General features: G+C 59.4%; 23 protein-coding genes and 1 pseudogene. 18 read left to right on the top strand and 6 right to left on the bottom strand.

Translation table 11 applies throughout. From position 1 onward, the window contains the following. Window positions 1-36 precede the first annotated feature (36 nt). Window positions 37-1,530 (bottom strand): pyridoxal phosphate-dependent decarboxylase family protein, encoded by a 1,494-nt coding sequence (locus D9V82_RS01445; protein ID WP_167449705.1) that lies wholly within the window; start codon window positions 1,528-1,530, stop codon window positions 37-39. Between the two features lie 489 nt (window positions 1,531-2,019). Between D9V82_RS01445 and D9V82_RS01440 the strand changes: the two genes are divergently transcribed. Then, entirely contained in the window at window positions 2,020-2,298 is a 279-nt protein-coding gene (locus tag D9V82_RS01440; RefSeq protein WP_121910617.1) for a hypothetical protein, read from the top strand. A gap of 20 nt (window positions 2,299-2,318) precedes the next feature. Here D9V82_RS01440 and D9V82_RS01435 read toward each other — a convergent pair whose 3' ends face one another. The 4 genes and pseudogenes from D9V82_RS01435 to D9V82_RS01420 form a co-directional block, all read right to left on the bottom strand. After that, window positions 2,319-2,861, bottom strand: coding sequence for a hypothetical protein (locus D9V82_RS01435; RefSeq protein ID WP_121910616.1), 543 nt, complete (start codon window positions 2,859-2,861; stop codon window positions 2,319-2,321). Beyond that, window positions 2,858-3,688, bottom strand: coding sequence for a formate dehydrogenase accessory sulfurtransferase FdhD (gene fdhD, locus D9V82_RS01430; RefSeq protein ID WP_121910615.1), 831 nt, complete (start codon window positions 3,686-3,688; stop codon window positions 2,858-2,860). Before fdhD ends, D9V82_RS01435 begins: the two co-directional genes overlap by 4 nt. Then, the gene (locus tag D9V82_RS01425; RefSeq protein ID WP_121910614.1) at window positions 3,688-3,933 is read right to left on the bottom strand and encodes a DUF6457 domain-containing protein; all 246 of its coding nucleotides are present in this window, start codon (window positions 3,931-3,933) and stop codon (window positions 3,688-3,690) included. Before D9V82_RS01425 ends, fdhD begins: the two co-directional genes overlap by 1 nt. Before the next feature lie 78 nt (window positions 3,934-4,011). Next, a pseudogene (locus tag D9V82_RS01420) lies at window positions 4,012-6,321 on the bottom strand (FdhF/YdeP family oxidoreductase). 351 nt (window positions 6,322-6,672) lie between these two features. On the opposite strand from D9V82_RS01420, the gene rpsH reads away from it, so the two are divergent. From rpsH to rplO, 6 genes are read left to right on the top strand one after another with little or no spacing between them, the layout of a single operon-like run. Continuing rightward, on the top strand, window positions 6,673-7,056 hold the full coding sequence (gene rpsH, locus D9V82_RS01415) for a 30S ribosomal protein S8 (RefSeq protein ID WP_121910613.1): 384 nt from the start codon (window positions 6,673-6,675) through the stop codon (window positions 7,054-7,056). Between the two features lie 15 nt (window positions 7,057-7,071). Beyond that, window positions 7,072-7,608 carry a 50S ribosomal protein L6 gene (gene rplF / locus D9V82_RS01410; RefSeq protein ID WP_121910612.1) on the top strand — a complete coding sequence of 179 codons (537 nt, stop codon included), beginning with the start codon at window positions 7,072-7,074 and terminating at the stop codon, window positions 7,606-7,608. A gap of 3 nt (window positions 7,609-7,611) precedes the next feature. After that, on the top strand, window positions 7,612-8,013 hold the full coding sequence (gene rplR / locus D9V82_RS01405) for a 50S ribosomal protein L18 (RefSeq protein ID WP_121910611.1): 402 nt from the start codon (window positions 7,612-7,614) through the stop codon (window positions 8,011-8,013). A gap of 40 nt (window positions 8,014-8,053) precedes the next feature. Further along, window positions 8,054-8,677 (top strand): 30S ribosomal protein S5, encoded by a 624-nt coding sequence (gene rpsE, locus D9V82_RS01400; protein WP_023025205.1) that lies wholly within the window; start codon window positions 8,054-8,056, stop codon window positions 8,675-8,677. 3 nt (window positions 8,678-8,680) lie between these two features. Further along, window positions 8,681-8,866: a 50S ribosomal protein L30 gene (gene rpmD, locus D9V82_RS01395; RefSeq protein WP_121910610.1), complete on the top strand. Its 186-nt coding sequence runs from the start codon at window positions 8,681-8,683 to the stop codon at window positions 8,864-8,866. Between the two features lie 3 nt (window positions 8,867-8,869). Further along, window positions 8,870-9,316, top strand: coding sequence for a 50S ribosomal protein L15 (gene rplO / locus D9V82_RS01390; protein ID WP_121910609.1), 447 nt, complete (start codon window positions 8,870-8,872; stop codon window positions 9,314-9,316). Window positions 9,317-9,684: 368 nt separating this feature from the next. Here the strand turns inward: rplO and D9V82_RS01385 are convergent, their stop codons facing one another. Then, entirely contained in the window at window positions 9,685-10,068 is a 384-nt protein-coding gene (locus D9V82_RS01385) for a hypothetical protein (RefSeq protein ID WP_121910608.1), read from the bottom strand. Window positions 10,069-10,463: 395 nt separating this feature from the next. Between D9V82_RS01385 and secY the strand changes: the two genes are divergently transcribed. The 11 genes from secY (at window position 10,464) to truA (ending at window position 19,099) form a co-directional block, all read left to right on the top strand. Then, window positions 10,464-11,789 carry a preprotein translocase subunit SecY gene (secY, locus tag D9V82_RS01380; protein WP_121910607.1) on the top strand — a complete coding sequence of 442 codons (1,326 nt, stop codon included), beginning with the start codon at window positions 10,464-10,466 and terminating at the stop codon, window positions 11,787-11,789. Beyond that, window positions 11,789-12,334, top strand: a complete 546-nt coding sequence (locus D9V82_RS01375; RefSeq protein WP_121910606.1) for an adenylate kinase — start codon at window positions 11,789-11,791, stop codon at window positions 12,332-12,334. The genes secY and D9V82_RS01375 overlap by 1 nt, the downstream gene beginning before the upstream one ends. Continuing rightward, window positions 12,334-13,128 (top strand): type I methionyl aminopeptidase, encoded by a 795-nt coding sequence (map, locus tag D9V82_RS01370; protein ID WP_121910605.1) that lies wholly within the window; start codon window positions 12,334-12,336, stop codon window positions 13,126-13,128. The genes D9V82_RS01375 and map overlap by 1 nt, the downstream gene beginning before the upstream one ends. Window positions 13,129-13,197: 69 nt before the next feature. Beyond that, window positions 13,198-13,989 carry a L,D-transpeptidase gene (locus D9V82_RS01365; protein ID WP_121910604.1) on the top strand — a complete coding sequence of 264 codons (792 nt, stop codon included), beginning with the start codon at window positions 13,198-13,200 and terminating at the stop codon, window positions 13,987-13,989. A 257-nt stretch (window positions 13,990-14,246) separates the two neighbouring features. Next, window positions 14,247-14,465, top strand: coding sequence for a translation initiation factor IF-1 (infA, locus tag D9V82_RS01360; protein WP_003854422.1), 219 nt, complete (start codon window positions 14,247-14,249; stop codon window positions 14,463-14,465). A gap of 195 nt (window positions 14,466-14,660) precedes the next feature. Beyond that, on the top strand, window positions 14,661-15,029 hold the full coding sequence (gene rpsM, locus D9V82_RS01355; RefSeq protein ID WP_023025213.1) for a 30S ribosomal protein S13: 369 nt from the start codon (window positions 14,661-14,663) through the stop codon (window positions 15,027-15,029). Window positions 15,030-15,032: 3 nt separating this feature from the next. Beyond that, window positions 15,033-15,437, top strand: coding sequence for a 30S ribosomal protein S11 (gene rpsK, locus D9V82_RS01350; protein ID WP_005277076.1), 405 nt, complete (start codon window positions 15,033-15,035; stop codon window positions 15,435-15,437). Window positions 15,438-15,458: 21 nt separating this feature from the next. Next, complete coding sequence (gene rpsD, locus D9V82_RS01345; RefSeq protein ID WP_121910603.1) at window positions 15,459-16,064, top strand: 30S ribosomal protein S4; 606 nt, start codon at window positions 15,459-15,461, stop codon at window positions 16,062-16,064. Between the two features lie 114 nt (window positions 16,065-16,178). Further along, window positions 16,179-17,189, top strand: coding sequence for a DNA-directed RNA polymerase subunit alpha (locus D9V82_RS01340; RefSeq protein WP_121910602.1), 1,011 nt, complete (start codon window positions 16,179-16,181; stop codon window positions 17,187-17,189). A 67-nt stretch (window positions 17,190-17,256) separates the two neighbouring features. Then, a complete protein-coding gene (gene rplQ / locus D9V82_RS01335; protein WP_121910601.1) occupies window positions 17,257-17,808 on the top strand; it encodes a 50S ribosomal protein L17 in 552 nt (183 codons plus the stop codon). A 409-nt stretch (window positions 17,809-18,217) separates the two neighbouring features. After that, window positions 18,218-19,099, top strand: a complete 882-nt coding sequence (gene truA, locus D9V82_RS01330; RefSeq protein WP_121910600.1) for a tRNA pseudouridine(38-40) synthase TruA — start codon at window positions 18,218-18,220, stop codon at window positions 19,097-19,099. The last annotated feature ends 19 nt before the right edge of the window (window positions 19,100-19,118 follow it).

Here is a 19,118-nt window from a genome sequence, read left to right as displayed (position 1 = left end):
GACAAACTCCTGTTTTAAGTTTCTGTGGGTCGTGGTCTAGCGCGCGGGTTGTACCGCGAGAACGCTGGGGCTCGGTTGAGCGTTGGCTTGGTCGACGGCGTTCATCTCGCGCTCGATGAGCCCGAGGATCGCGTCGATATCTGTGCCACGTAGCTGCGGATCGAGAATGGTGAACTTCCAGCACGGCGCGCCTTCGAAGGTGGTGGTCGCGATAATTACGTCGCCCCGCTCGAGCAAGCGCTGGCGGACGATGTGGACGAGGCTGGCGGGGGCATCGGCAGGCGTAAACAGCACCGTGGAAAGCTCCGGTGTGGCGCGCAGTGCAAAGCGTGGATGGGCGTCGACGCGCCGGGCGGCATCGCGGGCCGCGGCGCAGCAGGCGTCGAAGGCCTCCCCAAGGGCGTCGGCGCCGTGGGTGCGCAGCGTCATCCAGAGCTTGAGCGCGTCGAAGCGACGCGTGGTTTGGAGCGAGAAGTCCGCGAGATTGTGGTCGGTGGCGTCTTCGGGGTTGAGGTAGTCCGCGTGCCACGACACGAGGGCGCAGTCAGCGGGATCGCGCAAGAGAATCGCGCTGCAGGCCACCGGCTGGAAGTAGCCCTTGTGGAAGTCGACGGTGACGCTATCGGCCGCGTCGATGCCGCGCAGACGGTGTCGCTGCGTGGGCGAGAGCAGCAGGATACCCCCGTACGCGGCGTCGACATGCAAGTGCACCCCAGCGTGGAGGCAGACCTTGGCGATGGTCTCTAGCGGATCGATGGTGCCGCGGTCGGTTGCCCCAGCGGTGGCCACGACGGCCATCGGCGTGTAGCCGTCCGCCACGTCGGCCGCGATGCGCCGGGCGAGATCAGCCGGGTCGAGTCGGTGTGCGGCATCCGAGTCGATAGTGATGACGGCGGTATCCGCAAGCCCAAGGAGGTGGGCAGCGCGCAGCACGGAGTAGTGGGCGTGGCTGCTGGTGTAGAGGCGCAACTGGGAAAATCCCTGCACGCCCTGGGCGCCCAGCGCCTTTTCGCGCGCGATATAGAGCGCCTGCAGGTTGGATTGCGTACCACCGGAGGTAAAGACCCCGCGGGTGCGGGAATGCGGGTCTTGCGGCCAGCGCAGCTTGCGCGCGAAGAACTCGAGGAGGTGGCCTTCGATTGCGGCGGCACTCGAGGCCTGATCCCAGCTTTCGACCGCGGTGTTAACTGTGGTGGCGAGCAGGTCCGCGCCCACGGCGGTGGCGGTGATCGGACAGTTGAGGTGGGCGATGTAGCGCGGGTGGTGGTACCACACGGCGTGGTCGAGCCAGAGTTCGCGAAGCTCAGCCAACGCGGCGTCAAATGTACCAATTGGGTGCTCGAGGTCAACGCGTGTGACGGCCGCTGCTGTCTCATGGGCGTTGCGACCGGAGCTTGGCGCGTCGCCCTCGGCGAGATACTGCGTGAGGGTGTGCTGGCTGTGGTGGATGATTGTGTTTAATGCAGTCGGATCGGCTCCTACGAAGGAATCGACGAACGGGGCCGGTCTCTCCTGACGAATTTTGTGCATGTTAGGAGACGCTAACATAAGTTAGGCTACAGTAAAATTATCTAATGAAAAGTGGTGCTGCGCGCGGGCATGCTGCTGTTATCCGTGGCCACGGCGGGATGTATTTGCTGCACCGGCTCGGGGAAGGGTGTGAAAGCGCTGGTCTGATGCGCAGTGCGCGGGGTCGACAGCCGAGGTCTCGGGCGTAGCAGGAGTGGCACAGGGGTGAGTGGAAAGAATGGGCGTGCGGTGCATTTTCTACGGGTTAGTTGCGGGCGCAGGGCGGGGCGAGGTCGGGGTGTAAAAACGCGTCTTTCGCTCCGGGCAAGGCTGAGGCGGGATAAATTAATTCTTGTAGACCTTTTGTGTGGCGGTGGCCATACAGCAAACCGTGTGGCCGCGAGCCAAGAGGCTTAGGCTAGAAAACATGAAGACAGCATTGCTTGTAGTGGCGGCCTGATCGGTTTCTCGTTTGCCCAGCGCTTCGTCGACGCGGGGTGGCAGGTGCGCATGACGGACGTGCGCGCAGAACTCGCCGACGCGGCCACAGGCCCGTTCGAGTCCAACCGCTTGGGCGGCGGCCCCGAGGGCATCAAGTCGATTATCGAACATATCGCGGGAGCTTGGGACACCGAGCTTGTCGCCGGAGTGCCCGACATGTCGCATCTCGACGAGGTGTACGCGCAAGTCGATGCCGCCTACGGCAACGACGCCGAGACCTTCGAGTCCGGCACCCGCCGCCGCAATGCGCTGCTGCGCGGGTTCCTCGACGTGCGCGCTGCACACTAGCGCTTACTCGGCGCGCGGAGTTATTCGGGGCGCAGGATGCGCTGGGCGACCTCGACATCAGGGTTCGCCGCGCGCAGGGCGTCGAGGATGTCATCGGCCGCCAGGCGCAAATCGTCGTCCGTGAGCGGATCCAGAGCCTCGAGGATATAGAGCACGCTGGTGATCTCCGGCGTGGGCTGGACTCGGTGCTCGGGCCGGAAGCGCCGCGCGGCACTACCCGCGGCATCGCGCACGGTAGCGGTTCCTACCTCGATGCGCACTGGGCCCTCGAAGCCATCGAGGGCAAACGTCGTGATCGGCAGCTCGAAACGGCGGGCGACGGCGTTGCCGAGGGCAACCACGGGGGCATCGGAAGGCTGGGCGCCCAGCTCAAAAAGCGCGGGATCGAGCCCGGCGTTCTGCCACGCCGCGCGCCACGCGGCGACATGGGGCTGGAACGCTGACGGGGCGGCGGGGGTGTCGGCAGCCGGGGAAGTGACGTTGCGTGCGGTGATGAGCAGCGCGCGGTAGTCGGGGCGCGGAGTGTCCAGCTCGACGTTGACGAGGAAATCGATAAGGTTCATTTCAGGTCTCCCGAGTAAAGGTTGAAGCGGTCGCCGCGTGCGAAGCCGACGAGCGCCATGCCGGTTTTGCGGGCAGTGTCCACGGCGAGCGAGGAGGCTGCCGATACCGCCACGAGCTGGCCGAAGCCCGCCATCGCAGCCTTCTGCACGAGCTCGAAGCTGGCGCGCGAGCTCATCACGAGGATGAGATCGCTGGCCGGAAGCAAGCCCTCCATGAGCAGGTGGCCGATGACCTTGTCCGCGGCGTTGTGGCGGCCGACGTCTTCGCGGAAGACGATGGGCTCGCCACCCAGCGTGAAGGCGCCAGCGGCGTGGATGCCGCCGGTCTTGCGAAACTGCTTCTGGCCCTCGCGCAGCCTATCCGGCAGCTGGGCGATAACGAGCGGGTCGACCGGCACGTGGGGGATGGGGTAACGGGTCTTCTTGGCTAGCTCCTCGATGGACGAGGTACCGCACACGCCGCACGCGGAGTTGGTGAGTGTTAGGCGTAAGTCTTTGAGCGAGATGACGTTGTCGTCGCGCATCTCAATGTCAAGGAGGTTGTAGGTGTTGACACCGTCGCGGGTGGCGCCCTCGCAGTACTTGGCGGACTCGATGTCGCGGGCGGCCTGGATGTGGCCCTCGGAATGGAGGAATCCATGGGCGAGCTCAACGTCGTGGCCGGGGGTGCGCATGGTCGTGGTGAGTGTCTGGCCATCGACGCGGATTTCGAGCGGCTCCTCGCCAGCGACGGTATCGGCGCGGGTATCGACCCGGGTGACCTGCGTGCGCTCCTCGTTGAGGTGGACCTTGGTGACCGCGAACTTGGAGGTGGTGCGGCCCGCCACTACTGCACGGCTTCCTTCAGCTCGGCGATGTTGGCGCGGGCTTCCTCAACGTCTTTGCTGGCCAGACCGACCACGAAGGCGGTGAGCGGGGCGGCCGGGCGGAAGCGATTGTGCGCGACGTCCTTGGTGAGATCGAGCAGCTCGCGCACCAGCGCCGTGGCGTCGTGCGGATCGAGACCCAGCGTCGTTGCGGCCTCTTCAAGCCACTCGTGCGCGGTCTGGATGGGGTCTTTGTCTTCAGTCATGAACTCAACTGTAGTCGCGGCCGTGTCTACAACCGCGAAAGTCCCGCTCGCGGCGGGACTAACGGGGGTTGCGGCGACTTAGAAGTCGTTCGCGTTCTTGTCGGTCGGTTCCAGACGGACAATGAGGGACTTGGAAACGGGAGTCTCGGAGTCCTTAGCCATCTCTTCCACAGGAGCCATCTCTTCCACAGGCACGAGGATGTTGAGCTCAGGGAAGCAGCCGCCCACGCAATCCTTGGCGATGTCGTACTCGACCAGGCGGAAGTTCGGCGCGACGCGGCGGCCCGAGGCGGACTCGGAGACAACGTCGACGATGTCGCCGTCCATGAGCCTGCGCTCGGCCAGGTCCTCCTTGCAGATGAAGATGACACGGCGTCCACCGCGCACACCGCGGTAGCGGTCATCCAGGCCATAGGAGATGGTGTTGTACTGGTCGTGGCTGCGCACCGTGGTCAGCAGCAGCTGGTCGCCCTCAAGCTCGATGGTGTCGGTGGCATTGATGGTCAGCTGGGCCTTGCCGTCCGAGGTGTTGAAGATGCGTTCGCGGACCGCGTGCGGGAGCATGAAGCCGCCGGGGCGCTTGAGGCGCTCGTTGTAGTTCTCAAAACCAGGGATGACGTTCGCGATGTGATCACGGATGACGTCGTAGTTATCCATCATCGGGCGCCAGAAGGCGTCGCCGAATGCACGCTCGCCGATGTTGCAGATGATCTGCATCTCGGAGTAGAGATCCAGGTCGCGGTTGGAGCGGCGCTTCGGGAAGGACGCGGAAACCTTGGAGTCCGATGCCTCGACAGAGACCTTCTGCGGGCCCGAGGCCTGAATGTCGACATCGGTGCGGGAGCGCACCGGCAGGATAAGCGACTTCTCACCCGGCCACGCGCACGTGCCGTTGAGCTTGGTGAGCATGTGGGCCGACAGCTTGGTGGCAGACATGCCGTCATCGAGCGCCGTCGTGTCCGACATCGCGCGGATGTAGTTTCCGCCCAGCGACAGGAAGAAATCGACGTTCTTGTCGCGCAGCTGGATACCCGCGCCGGTGGAAGAAACTCCGTGCTCGCGCGGAACGTCGAAGCCAAATTCTTCTTCCATGTTGGCCAGGAACCACTCCGGTATCTTCTCCGAGATGCCCATCGTGCGGTCACCCTGGACATTGGAGTGGCCACGGAACGGGGCGGAGCCCGCGCCGGGCTTGCCGTAGTTGCCGGTGAGCAGCAGGAAGTTCATCATTTCCTGGATGGTGGCCACCGCGTTGCGGTGCTGGGTTACGCCCAGCGTCCACGCGAGAACAACCGTCTCGGACTTCTCCACGGAGTCGACGATCTTCTTGACCTCGGCCTGGGAGACTCCGGAGCCGCGGGAAAGGGCGGCATTGTCAAGGGAATTAAGGTGCGCGATGGTCTCGTCGACGTTGGAACAGAACTCCTCCAAGAACTTGCGGTCGAGCAAGTCGCGGCGAATGACCTCGCGGTTGAACTGCTGGAACAGCGCGCGGTCGCCGTCGAGGCGAACCTGGACGTACTCGTCGCTAATCTTGTCGGCCACGCCGAGGACGCCCTTGATGGACTGCGGCTCCTTGAACTTCATCAAACCCGTCTCCGGCATGGGATTGATAGTGATGAACTTGTCGCCGTTTTCCTTCTGCTTCTTGAACGCGGTGAGCGAACGCGGGTGGTTGGTGCCCGGGTTCTGGCCGACGGAGATGATGAGATCCGTGTTGTATATATCCGACATGACCACGGAGCCCTTGCCCACGCCCACGGTCTTGGCGAGTGCCACACCCGTCGAGTCGTGTCACAGGTTCGCACAGTCCGGCAGGTTGTTGGAACCGTGGCGGCGGCCCAGCACGCCGAAGATGAAGGCGGACTCGTTGACCGCAGTGCCGGAGGTGTAGAAGATGGCGCGCTCCGGGGCAGTGGCACCCAGCTGCTAGGCGATGAGATCGTAGGCCTCGTCCCAGGAAACAGGGGGGTACTTCTCATCACCGAGCGAGCGGTCGTAGAGCGTCGGCTCCGTGAGGCGGCCGAGCTGGTCAAGCTCGTAGTCGGTCATCTCGCGCATCTGCTGCACGGTGGTGTTTGCGAAGAACTCGCGGGTGACGCACTTGGGCGTGGTCTTCTGGGCAATGGTCTTTGCGCCGTTTTCACACAACTCGACGAAGTTGATGTCGCCCTGCGCCGGCTCCGGCCACGCGCAGCCCGGGCAGTCAACGCCGTCATGCTGGTTCATCTTCAGCAGCGGCACGAGGCCGTGGATCGGGATTGCCTTCTTCATCGCGTGGTACACGCCGCCCACGCCTGCAGCCGCGGTGACGCGGTGGCCGATGCGCGGGTTATCGAAGCGGTTAGCGACGGGATTGGCACGAGAGACTGTAACGCTTGGGGTAATGCCGGCAAGCTTACCGATAAGCAGGGAGAATTTTGGAAAATGCCAGGTCGACGTGTAATGTAGACGCTTGGAATCGTGCCCGCACGCTGTTTATGCAGCTCACATGGGGGATGAGTATCCGCAATTCAAGAATTTCATTTCAACTTTGTTGTAGGCCCACTGCCCCGTTGTGGCGGACCGTGTATGCATCAAAGGGCAGCGAGCGCCGGCGGTATTGACCGTGCGGGGCGATGAGTAGCCCGAAATCACACGGATAACGCACGCCCTTTTGCTGGGGCGCGGGGTGGCGTCGCGTCACCGCGATGCGAAACAACGCGGGAACCGCAACGAGAAAGGTACACGGTCACTCATATGACTATGACTGATCCTATTGCCGACATGCTGTCGCGCGTGCGCAACGCAAGTAATGCGCACCATGACACCGTGTCGATGCCTACCTCCAAGCTGAAGGCAAATATTGCTGACATCTTGAAGCAGGAAGGCTACATCGCTGACTATACCGTCGAGGGCCACACCCTGTCCCTCGAGCTGAAGTACAACAACCGCGAGCGCTCCCTGTCTGGCCTGCGTCGCGTGTCTAAGCCGGGTCTGCGTGTGTACGCAAAGTCCACCGAACTGCCAAAGGTCTTGGGCGGCCTGGGCGTGGCTATCATTTCCACGTCCCACGGTGTGCTGACTGACCGTCAGGCTGAGGAGAAGGGCGTAGGCGGAGAAGTTCTCGCCTACGTCTGGTAAAGGGAGGTTTGACACATGTCTCGAGTTGGTTTAGCACCGATCGCCGTACCAAATGGCGTCGAAATTAACATCAACGGCCAAGATGTTGAGGTCAAGGGCCCTAAGGGTGCCCAGAGCGTCAGCGTTCCGGATCCGATCGCCATCAACCTAGAAGACGGCATCTTGACCGTTTCCCGCCCTGATGATCACCGCAAGAACCGTGCACTGCACGGTCTGTCCCGTTCGCTGCTCAATAACGCCGTCATCGGCGTGACTGAGGGCTTCACCATCAAGATGGAAATCTTTGGTGTCGGTTACCGTGTGCAGCAGAAGGGCCAGGACCTGGAATTCAGCCTGGGTTACTCCCACCCGATCCTCATCAAGGCTCCGGAGGGAATCACCTTCGCAGTGGACGGCAACACTAAGCTGTCCATTACCGGTATTGACAAGCAACTAGTCGGACAGATCGCTGCTAATATCCGTCGCCTGCGTAAGGACGATCCTTACAAGGGCAAAGGTATTCGCTACGAAGGCGAGCAGATCCGTCGCAAGGTCGGAAAGACGGGTAAGTAAGCAATGGCAAACACTGAAAACACGAAGCGCACTCCAGTCGGCAAGGACATTTCTTCTCGACGTCGCGAAGCACGCGCACGCCGCCACTTCCGTATCCGTAAAACCCTCCGTGGCACCCCTGAGTCCCCGCGTTTGGTCCTTCACCGCTCCTCTCGCCACATGCACGTCCAGGTTATCGATGACCTTGCTGGCCATACCCTGGTCTCCGCATCTTCCATGGAAGCGGATGTCCGTGCACTCGAGGGCGATAAGAAGGCAAAGGCTGCCAAGGTAGGCGAACTCATTGCTGAGCGCGCCAAGGCCGCTGGCATTGAGCAGGTCGTCTTTGACCGCGCAGGCTACAAGTACCACGGCCGCGTCGCTGCGCTGGCAGACGCCGCACGTGAAGGTGGTCTGAAGTTCTAATGATCATCGTCAACGGAAACATCAACGGAAGGATCGCGTAATGTCGGACCGTGAACAGCGTGACGGCGGACGCTCCGCCGAGAACAACAAGAACAACCGAGGCGGCAACGGCCGTCGCAATGATCGTCGTAACCAGCAGGATAACGAGCGCGATAAGTACATTGAGCGCGTCGTGACCATCAACCGCGTCTCCAAGACCGTCAAGGGTGGCCGCAATATGTCCTTCACCGCTCTCGTCGTCGTTGGTGACGGCCAGGGCCAGGTAGGTGTCGGCTACGGCAAGGCTAAGGAAGTTCCGGCTGCAATCCAGAAGGGTGCAGAAGAGGCTCGCAAGAACTTCTTCCGTGTACCTATGGTTGCAGGCACCATCACCCACCCGGTAGAGGGACGTGACGCAGCGGGCATCGTCATGATGAAGCCCGCCGCTCCTGGTACTGGTGTCATCGCCGGCGGCGCTGCTCGTCCAGTGCTTGAATGCGCCGGCGTGCAGGACATTCTGTCGAAGTCCCTGGGCTCCGACAATGCACTCAACGTCGTCCGCGCTACCGTGGACGGCCTCAAGCAGCTGGTCCGCCCCGAAGAGGTTGCCGCACGCCGTGGCAAGTCCCTCGAAGAGGTCACCCCGGCCCGTATGCTGCGCAAGCGCGCAGGTCAGGAGGCATAAACAATGGCTCTGAAGATTACACAGGTAAAGGGCCTGGTGGGCACCAAACCGAATCACCGCAAGAATATTGAGGCTCTGGGTCTCAAGCGCATCGGTCAGTCCGTGATTAAGCAGGACACCCCGATTATCCGCGGCATGGTTCACAAGGTTCGCCACCTGGTCACCGTTGAAGAAGTGGCAGGGGAGTAAACCATGGCTGAAATCATCAAGCTACACGACCTGCGCCCAACCGCAGGAGCAAATAAGCCCAAGACCCGCGTTGGACGCGGTGAGGCATCCAAGGGTAAGACCGCTGGTCGCGGCACCAAGGGTACCGGCGCTCGTAAGCAGGTTTCCGCTGCTTTTGAGGGCGGACAGATGCCCATCCACATGCGTCTGCCTAAGTTGAAGGGATTCAAGAACCCGAACCACGTTGAGTACCAGGTTGTTAATGTGGCTGACCTGGCCAAGAAGTTTGCCGATGGCAGCGACGTTACCGCCGCTGACATCGCAGCTGCTGGTCTCGTTCGCGCTAAGAAGCCGGTTAAGGTTCTGGGCAGTGGCGAGATCAACGTTAAGTTGAATGTCACCGCAGACAAGTTCTCCAAGTCCGCTGTAGAAAAGATTGAGGCTGCTGGCGGTTCCGCCAACACCAAGTAATCCGACCTGGAGAGAAGTTACGCCCCCTGTTTCTTGCACCTAATGTGCGAAAAACAGGGGGCGTGGTGGATCTATGCGGCTGGTTGCATAGCAGTAGGTCTTGTCCACGGTCCTTTCATATCGGTTGGAAAGGCGGTGGTCTGGGTCCGTCACTGCTTTAAAGGTAGTTGGGAGCTTCTCACCGTAGCGTCCTTAGAATCTTTCGAGCGAGTTAAAGACCTCGAAGTACGGCGATTTCCTGCTGCCCAAGTCACCGGCAAAGCACGCAGCGTGCCTGCCCAACCAGTTAAGAGCGCTGCTCTCCCAGCTCCACATATGACGACAAAGGCTAGCACTCGATCTGCAGGCGTAGGTTTGCGGTAAAGAGACTATATTGGCGTTTTATACCCGCACGAGCAGGTGAGGATCTCGCCGGTGGGGGTGAGAGTATCCGTTTTGCGCCCGAATTGGAGCGACGGGTCGTCGCGGAAGCTGTGCATTAGGATGCCTCCGCTTTGCCTGTGGGTCGGCCAATCCTTGATGACCTCGATGCGTACGGCGTCGACGGGTAGCGGCTGCAAGGTGCACATACGCACGCGCGAATACTCTGAGGACCAGGGTGAGTGGATGGCTATAAAAGCAAGTCCGCCGAGCCTATTTATGGCGACCTTGTAATCGGCATCATCCGGGCCGGTGACCGAACCACCGACGGCTTCCTGGTGGCAGGGGTGGGGAGTAGGGTTACAGACTCTGGTTACCCCAATACTGGTCATCGGGGTGATTTTGTTCCTTAGATTTCATTTGCAAACTTGGTCTCACACCAATCACTACCTCGGTGTTTAGCGCGCGCAAGGCCGGAGCACTGCCGGCACAAACCTGCCAAGGGAAATAATTAACAAGGTGAACCCCAGTAGAACAACGGCGAAAGAATGGGCAATTATTGTCACATAAAGCGGGTTCGATGTGGCGCGCAGGTATAAGACTGGTAGGGTAATGGGGTCAAAAGTGTTCCACCGTTCCTTTGGGGTTCCTCATCTTTACTTCTTAACGCCAAGTAAGAAAGAATGTGGTGCCCTGTGGGAACCAAAGAGTGTCCACCTCCGTGTGGTGCTGCGATAAGAATCTTTAAGATTCGCGCGGGGCAGCGGTAGGCCAGGAGGATTTTGTAGTGTACGCCATTTTGCAGGCTTTTAAGGATGCCGACCTACGTAAGAAGATCGTCTTCACCATCGCGATGATCATTGCGTACCGCATCGGCGCACAAATCCCGTCGCCGGGTGTCGATTACGCGTCAATTGCAGGACGCCTGCGTGAGTTAACAGAGGAATCAGGAGATCTTTACTCCGTGATTAACCTGTTTTCTGGTGGCGCCCTGTTGCAACTGTCGATTTTTGCCATCGGCATCATGCCCTACATTACGGCTTCCATTATCGTGCAGCTGCTGACCGTGGTCATCCCACGCTTCGAACAGCTGAAGAAGGAAGGCCAGTCTGGGCAGGCGAAAATGACCCAGTACACCCGCTACCTCACGCTCGCCCTGGCGCTGCTACAAACCTCCGGCATCGTCGCGCTGGCGGACCGCGAGCAGCTGCTGGGCCAGGGCGTGCCGGTCTTGGCGGAAGACCGCAATTTCTTCACCCTCGTTCTGCTTGTGGTGACTATGACCGCTGGCGCCGTCCTCGTGATGTGGATGGGCGAGCTGATTACGGAAAAGGGCATTGGCAATGGCATGTCTCTGCTTATTTTCGCTGGTATCGCTACGCGCCTGCCTACCGATGGCGTGAATATCCTGCAGAATAACGGCGGGATGGTCTTCGCCATGGTACTGGCAGGTCTTATTGTCCTGGTCGTGGGTATTACCTTCATCGAGCAGGGGCAGCGCCGTATTCCGGTGCAGTACGCCAAGCGCATGGTGGGTCGGCGCCAGTACGGCGGTTCTTCTACCTACCTGCCGTTGAAGGTGAACCAGGCTGGCGTTATCCCGGTTATCTTCGCTTCCTCACTTATCTACATGCCGGTGCTGATTACACAGATCGTTAACTCTAGCTCCGTGAATACCCCGGATAATTGGTGGCAGCGCAATGTTATTGCCCATCTGCAGGCACCGTCGTCCTGGCAGTACATCGTTTTGTACTTCCTATTGACCATCTTCTTCGCATACTTTTACGTCTCGGTCCAGTATGACCCTGCTGAGCAAGCCGACAACATGAAGAAGTATGGCGGCTTCATCCCTGGTATTCGCCCGGGTCGCCCCACCGCCGAGTATCTCGGCTTCGTCATGAATCGCTTATTGAGCGTCGGCGCGCTGTACTTGGCGTTGATCGCCATCCTGCCGAATATCCTCCTGGACCTCGGCGTCGGCAACTCTTCTGCTAACGGTACCTCCGCCTTTGGTGGTACGGCCATCTTGATTATGGTCTCCGTCGCCTTGACCACGGTCAAGCAGATCGAATCTCAACTCCTCCAATCCAACTATGAAGGACTACTGAAATAATGCGTCTTGTACTTCTCGGCCCTCCTGGTGCTGGCAAAGGCACTCAAGCAGCGATCCTGAGTGAAAAACTGGATGTACCGCACATCTCCACCGGCGATCTCTTCCGCGCTAATATCGGCGAGGGAACGCCGCTGGGCGTAGAGGCAAAGTCCTATATTGACGCCGGTAAGCTCGTGCCTACCGATGTCACTGCGCGCATGGTGGAAGAACGACTTAGCCAAGACGATGCCAAGAACGGATTCCTCCTGGACGGTTTCCCACGTACCACCGAGCAGGCAGACATCTTGGAAGAGCTATTGTCCAAGAAGGGCGAAAAGCTCGATGGCGTATTGAACTTCGAGGTTTCTGAGGATGTCGTCGTCGAACGCATGATGGCCCGCGGCCGCGCCGATGATAACGAGGAAACCATCCGCACTCGCTTGGGTGTCTACCGCGATGAGACCTTTCCGCTCATTGAGCACTATGGCGAGTCCATTATCTCCATTAAGGCAGAAGGTTCCGTCGAAGAAATCAGCGCGCGCGCGATGGAAGCGCTGGGGAGGTAATGGCTTTCCGGCGCCGCGCCAAGCGCATTCCCGCCCGCACCGCAGGCGAGCTAGATGCTATGCAAGCGGCTGGCGAGATCGTCGGCAAGGCACTTCAAGCCGTCCGCGCCGCGGCAGCGCCCGGAGTCAACACGCTCGAGCTCGATGCGGTTGCTGAGCAGACCATCCGCGATGCCGGTGCTACCCCGACTTTTAAGGGGTACGAAGGCTTTCCGGGCTCCATCTGTTCCTCCGTCAATGACGTCATTGTGCATGGGGTCCCCGATGCCGACACCGTGCTTGCTGATGGCGACCTCGTCTCCATCGACTGCGGCGCCACCCTCGATGGGTGGGTAGGAGATAGCGCTTGGTCCTTTCCCATCGGTCAACTGGATTCAAACGTTGCTGCGTTGAACGCCGCGACCGAATGGGTGCTTATGAAAGGGCTGCAGGCGATGATACCGGGCAACCGGCTGACGGACGTGTCTCATGCCTTGGAGCAAGCAACCTATCGCGCCGAAGATAAGTTCGGTGTCTCCCTTTATATCGTCGATGGTTACGGAGGCCATGGTATTGGTCGTTCCATGCACGAAGAACCCTACTTGGAAAATGAGGGAAAGCCTGGCCGCGGGCCTCTCATTGAAGAGGGATCCGTCCTTGCTATCGAACCTATGCTGACTTTGGGCACTGTCGATAGTGCGGTGCTCGATGATGGCTGGACAGTAGTCTCACTCGATGGTTCCGTTGCCGCCCACTGGGAGCACACTGTAGCTGCGACAGCGGATGGTCCGCGCATCCTCACCAGGCGGTTTTAAAAAAATATTTCCAGAAAAATTACTGCCTAAATTAGGCGGTAATCTCTTGAAAGGTTTATACTCGGCGGTATGTCTAAATTCAGCCTCCGCAAATTAAGTGCCACGGTTGCTGCACCAGCAGTGGCTGGTGTCGTGGCTTTAAGCACTACTGTTGGCGCGCCAGCGGCCTCTGCTCAGCAACTTCCTAGTCTCCAGCAGCTTAGCGCTCATGCGCAGCAGCAGATTGACAACTTCTACGGACAGACCCGCGACCAAGCATGGCAGACCCGTAATGACATCCTGAGCCAGGCTGAGAGGTACACTCCGGAACTGGTGCCGAATGTGCAATCCACAGTCGATAGTGCCTTGGAATTTGTCTTCCCGGGACTAATTGCGCAGAAGAACGAGGAAGCTCGCCTGGCTCGCGAGGCAGCCGAGCGCGCACATGCACACCAGATTGCGGAAGAAAAGTCGAGAGCCGAAGAAGCAGCGCGCCGGGCGGAGGACCAGCGCCGCGCTAACCAATTCGACCGCGGCTCCTGCCCGGCAGACGCTAAGATCTGTGTCGACCTTGACGGACGCCGCACCTGGTTGCAGGAAAGTGGAGAGGTCTCCTATATCTCCCCATCTATGTCCGCTGGCATGGTGGGTGAAGAAACCCCGCGCGGTACCTTCCACGTCAACCGTAAGGTGAAAGACGAGGTTTCCCGCGAGTTCAATAACGCGCCGATGCCGTACTCTATCTACTTCACCAGGAACGGCCACGCCTTCCACCTGGACGACACCAATGTCGACTCTAACGGTTGTGTCCACTTGCCGTACAATGCAGCGGTTCGTTACTGGAACGATGTCCAGATTGGGGACAAGGTTTATATCTATTAATTCGGGGTAGCTTCCCGCGTTAACGCGCCTACCCTCGTACTTGGTTCCAGCTTCCGGAACTCAGGACGAGGGTATTCTTAGTTTTTCTCCAAGTCGTAGGAGATTCTAGGGAGGTCGGCCGGTTTGGAAATCGTGTCGCTGCAGCGTATGATGAGCTGGCGGTGTATAGCGCCAGTATCTGGTTGCCTTGCACTACCGCAGTAGACAACAAACATGCAGGTGACAGAGACTTGTCTGTCACCAGAAAAGTAGAGGTTATGGCTAAGGAAGGCGCAATTGAGGTAGAGGGTCGCATCGTCGAGCCTTTGCCAAACGCTATGTTCCGTGTCGAGCTCGACAATGGGCACAAGGTTCTTGCACACATTTCCGGTAAAATGCGTCAGCACTACATCCGCATCCTCCCGGAGGATCGCGTCGTCGTAGAGCTGTCTCCTTATGACCTGACCCGCGGACGCATCGTCTACCGCTACAAGTAAACATAGTCAGCCTCCTCACCCAAGGGCGAAGCACGGCTTTTGAAGCTCTGTTTTCCCTGTACACCTCAGGCTACGGTGGCCTGAGCCTGCACTGGTAAGCAACCCAAGGATCTCCGGTACGGTCCGGGCGAAGCGTTGTATGGAGCGGGACGGATGGGGAGAAAACCGCCGTAACAACCCGAAAGGACTCGCCTTATGGCACGTCTAGCTGGTGTTGACCTTCCTCGCAATAAGCGTATGGAGGTCGCTCTCACCTACATTTACGGCATCGGTCCAACCCGTGCCAAGGAATTGCTAGAAAAGACTGGCATTTCTCCCGACCTGCGCACCGATAACCTGGATGATGAACAGGTCTCGGCACTGCGTGACGCAATTGAAGGCTCCTGGAAGGTCGAGGGTGACCTCCGCCGCCAGGTGCAGGCTGATATTCGTCGCAAGATTGAAATCGGAAGCTACAAGGGTCTGCGCCACCGTCGCGGTCTGCCGGTACGCGGTCAGCGTACGAAGACCAACGCGCGTACTCGTAAGGGCCCGAAGAAGACGATCGCAGGAAAGAAGAAGTAGTCCATGCCTCCAAAGACTCGTTCCGGCGCACGCCGTTCCGGCCGTCGCGTCGTCAAAAAGAATGTGGCTCTGGGCCACGCTTACATCAAGTCAACCTTCAACAACACCATCGTTTCGATAACGGACCAGACTGGTGCTGTTATCTCCTGGGCATCCTCAGGCCACGTTGGTTTCAAGGGTTCCCGTAAGTCCACTCCGTTTGCTGCACAGATGGCCGCTGAAAGCGCCGCACGCAAGGCAATGGACCATGGAATGAAGAAGGTTGACGTATTCGTCAAGGGTCCAGGCTCCGGCCGCGAGACCGCCATCCGTTCCCTGCAGGCTGCAGGCCTCGAGGTTTCCTCAATTACGGATGCAACTCCACAGCCGCATAACGGTTGCCGTCCGACCAAGCGTCGCAAGGTTTAAGGGAAGGAAAGAGGTAAGAAAATGGCTCGTTACACTGGCCCCGCTACCCGCGTATCCCGCCGTCTTCGCGTCGACTTGGTCGGCGGAGACATGGCATTCGAGCGCCGCCCGTACCCTCCGGGACAGGCTGGCCGAAACCGAATCAAAGAATCTGAGTACCTGCTGCAGCTCCAGGAAAAGCAGAAAGCAAAGTACACCTATGGTGTGCTGGAGCGTCAGTTCCGCCGTTACTACACCGAGGCCACCCGCCTCGCCGGCAAGACCGGTGACAACCTGGTCATCTTGCTGGAGACCCGCCTGGATAACGTGGTATACCGCGCAGGTCTGGCACGCACCCGCCGCCAGGCTCGCCAGCTCGTTTCCCACGGTCACTTCACCGTGAACGGCAAAAAAGTCAACATCCCGTCTTTCCGGGTAACGCAGTACGACATCATCGATGTCCGCCCGCGTTCCCAGAAGATGGAATGGTTCGAAGACGCTCAGGACGCTCTTATTGATGCCAACGTACCGGCATGGTTGCAGGTCGTTCCTGATACGCTGCGCATCCTCGTGCACCAGTTGCCCGAGCGCGCTCAGATCGACATCCCGCTGCAAGAGCAGCTCATCGTCGAGCTTTACTCGAAGTAAACTGTTATACCGCACGGCCTGCAGGGGCACGGCGGTCCATCAGGAATCTTCAAACCCGAGATTTTTACCCCCTCTAGCGGCGTCATATAGCGGGCGCCGAAAAGGAGAATTGCAATGCTCATTTCCCAGCGTCCTCAGCTCACCGAGGAATTCATCGACTCGTCTCGTTCCAAGTTCGTCATCGAACCGCTCGAGCCGGGCTTTGGCTACACCCTCGGTAACTCGTTGCGTCGCACCTTGCTCTCGTCCATCCCGGGCGCAGCGGTAACTTCTATCAAGATAGATGGGGTGCTCCATGAGTTCACCACCATCAGCGGTGTGAAGGAAGACGTTTCTGAGATCATCTTGAATATCAAGAGCATGGTCCTATCTTCTGACTCCGACGAGCCGGTGGTTATGTACCTGAGCAAGGAAGGCCCTGGTGATGTCACCGCGGGCGATATCCAGCCACCGGCTGGTGTGGAAATCCACAACCCGGATTTGCACATCGCTTCGCTGAATGACACCGCTAAGTTGGACATTGAGCTCGTCGTCGAGCGCGGCCGTGGCTACGTCCCGGCTGCCGCCACCTCTGGGGAAATCGGCCGTATCCCAATCGATCAGATTTACTCCCCAGTGCTGAAGGTCTCTTACAAGGTCGAAGCTACTCGTGTTGAGCAGCGCACAGACTTTGACAAGCTGACCATCGACGTCGAAACCAAGAACTCGATTTCAGCCCGCGATGCGCTGGCTTCCGCTGGCGGCACCTTGGTCGAACTCTTCGGCCTGGCACGCGAGCTGAACAACGCAGCCGAAGGCATCGAGATTGGTCCTTCCCCGCAAGAGACCGAATACATTGCCGCCTACGGAATGCCTATCGAGGACTTGAACTTCTCCGTCCGCTCCTACAACTGCCTGAAGCGTCAGGAAATCCACACCGTCGGTGAGCTCGCAGAATGCACCGAATCCGACCTGCTAGATATCCGGAACTTCGGTCAGAAGTCGATTAATGAGGTAAAAATCAAGCTGGCTAATTTGGGCCTTGCTCTGAAGGACACCCCTGAGGACTTCGACCCTACCCAGCTCGAGGGCTACGACGCAGAAACCGGTGACTTTAAGGACCCGGCTGCGGACGATTCCGAGTAAAGAATCATCCTGAACTGCGGCACACGTTGCCGCGCGCTCAACTTTTACCGCACACGAGGAGTAAACAATGCCTACCCCGAAGAAGGGTGCCCGTCTCGGCGGCTCCGCCAAGCAACAGGCTCACTTGCTGAGCAACTTGGCAGCTAGCCTGATCGAGCACGGCGCTATTAAGACCACCGATGCTAAGGCGAAGGTTCTTCGCCCGTATGTCGAAAAGATTATTACCAAGGCTAAGTCTGGCACTATTGCTGACCGCCGCGCAGTGCTGAAGCTCATCCCGCGCAAGGATGTTGTTTCCCATCTGTTTGACGAGGTTGCACCTCATTTTGAGAACCGTGAGGGTGGTTACACTCGCACCATTAAGCTTGATAACCGCACTGGTGATAATGCCCCGATGTCTCAGATCTCCCTCGTTCTAGAGGAGACCGTGACCTCCGAGGCTAACCGCGCTACCCGCGCCGCCGCTTCCAAGGCTGCTGAAGCTGAAGAAGTTCAGGCTGCTGAGGCTGAAGAGGCTCAGGTAGACCAGGCTGCAGAGACCGAGGCACCTGCCGAGGACGCCGCAGATGAGAACACCGCAGATGAGAACACCGCCGCTGAGGAGTCCGAGGAGAAGTAATCTCCCTCGGCCACTGAATCCGCGCCAGCCCTAACGCCGGGCGAGGATTGCAGTTCCTACTGCCAGCAGTAGTAGCGCACAATAGCCGCCCTCCCATACTCTTTGCCAAGAGACTGGGGAGGCGGCTTTTGTCGTTTTGGAACTCGGATCCTTATGTGTCCGGTCCCACTCCGCCGTGTCGCTCCGTTGAGCGGCTTCGTCATTCAGTAGGCCACGCGCTTTTCGTTACACAGCGCCCTAGGGACAACCTCGCATGCGCAACCTCCTATGCGCATCCTCCTCCGCGATAACTGAGCAAACCAAGCCCTCAGATATTGCTTTTTCTGTTCAAAACGAACAGGGGAGGTGTAGCAGGGGAGGCTGCACATTTCGGGAACCTGCGGATGCCTCCGGTAGCATTAGGTCCACCATGACTGAAGCAGCACCGATCGCACATGAGGGACCGGCGGAAGGGTTCGTTCGGCTCCGGTTAGACCTAGCCTATGATGGCACCGATTTCCACGGCTGGGCCAAGCAAAAGGGCGGACTGCGCACGGTTCAGGGCGTGCTCGAGGAGCAACTGGCAATGATTGCTCGCACGGAGGTAGCGCTGACGGTGGCCGGCCGAACGGATGCGGGTGTCCATGCGCGCGGGCAGGTGGCGCATGTGGATGTTCCGGAGGAGATGCTGGAGCAACGGTCAGTAGCAGGCAAACCGGGGGCACTGGTGCGCCGTCTCGCAAAGCTGTTGCCGGAAGACGTCCGGGTGCACGGGTGCGAATTTGCCCCAGATGGCTTTGACGCCCGATTTTCTGCGTTGCGGCGGCATTATGTGTATCGGGTAACCACTAGCCCGCGAGGTGCGCTGCCGACGCGGGCGCGCGATACGGCGCAATGGTTTACACCGGTAGATCTCGATGCCATGCAGGATGCGGCCACCGCCCTGGTGGGCCTGCACGATTTCGCGGCCTTTTGCAAGGCCAAGCCGAACGCCACCACTATTCGTGAGTTACAGGGATTTAGCTGGCAGGATGTGTCGACGCCGGAAGAACCGCAGCTTTTTGAAGCCCGCGTAGTGGCGGATGCTTTTTGCTGGTCCATGGTGCGCTCTTTAGTGGGCTGTTGCCTAAGTGTGGGGGAAGGTCGCAGGGACGTCGACTTTGCCGCGGCATTGCTACAGGAGACAAAGCGTTCCTCCCGCATCCCGGTGGCACCGGCGAAGGGACTGTCCTTAGTGCAGGTGGATTACCCGGAACTCAGCGAAATGTCTGCGCGGGCTGACGTAACACGAGAAAAGCGCACCGTTTTGTGAGTACGCCCCGCCGAGTGGC

It is taken from the genome of Corynebacterium macginleyi (assembly GCF_003688935.1).
Classification (GTDB): Bacteria; Actinomycetota; Actinomycetes; order Mycobacteriales; family Mycobacteriaceae; genus Corynebacterium; species Corynebacterium macginleyi.
The sequence above is the reverse complement of the archived record's forward strand: the minus strand, read 5'-3'. Positions and strand labels throughout refer to the sequence as shown.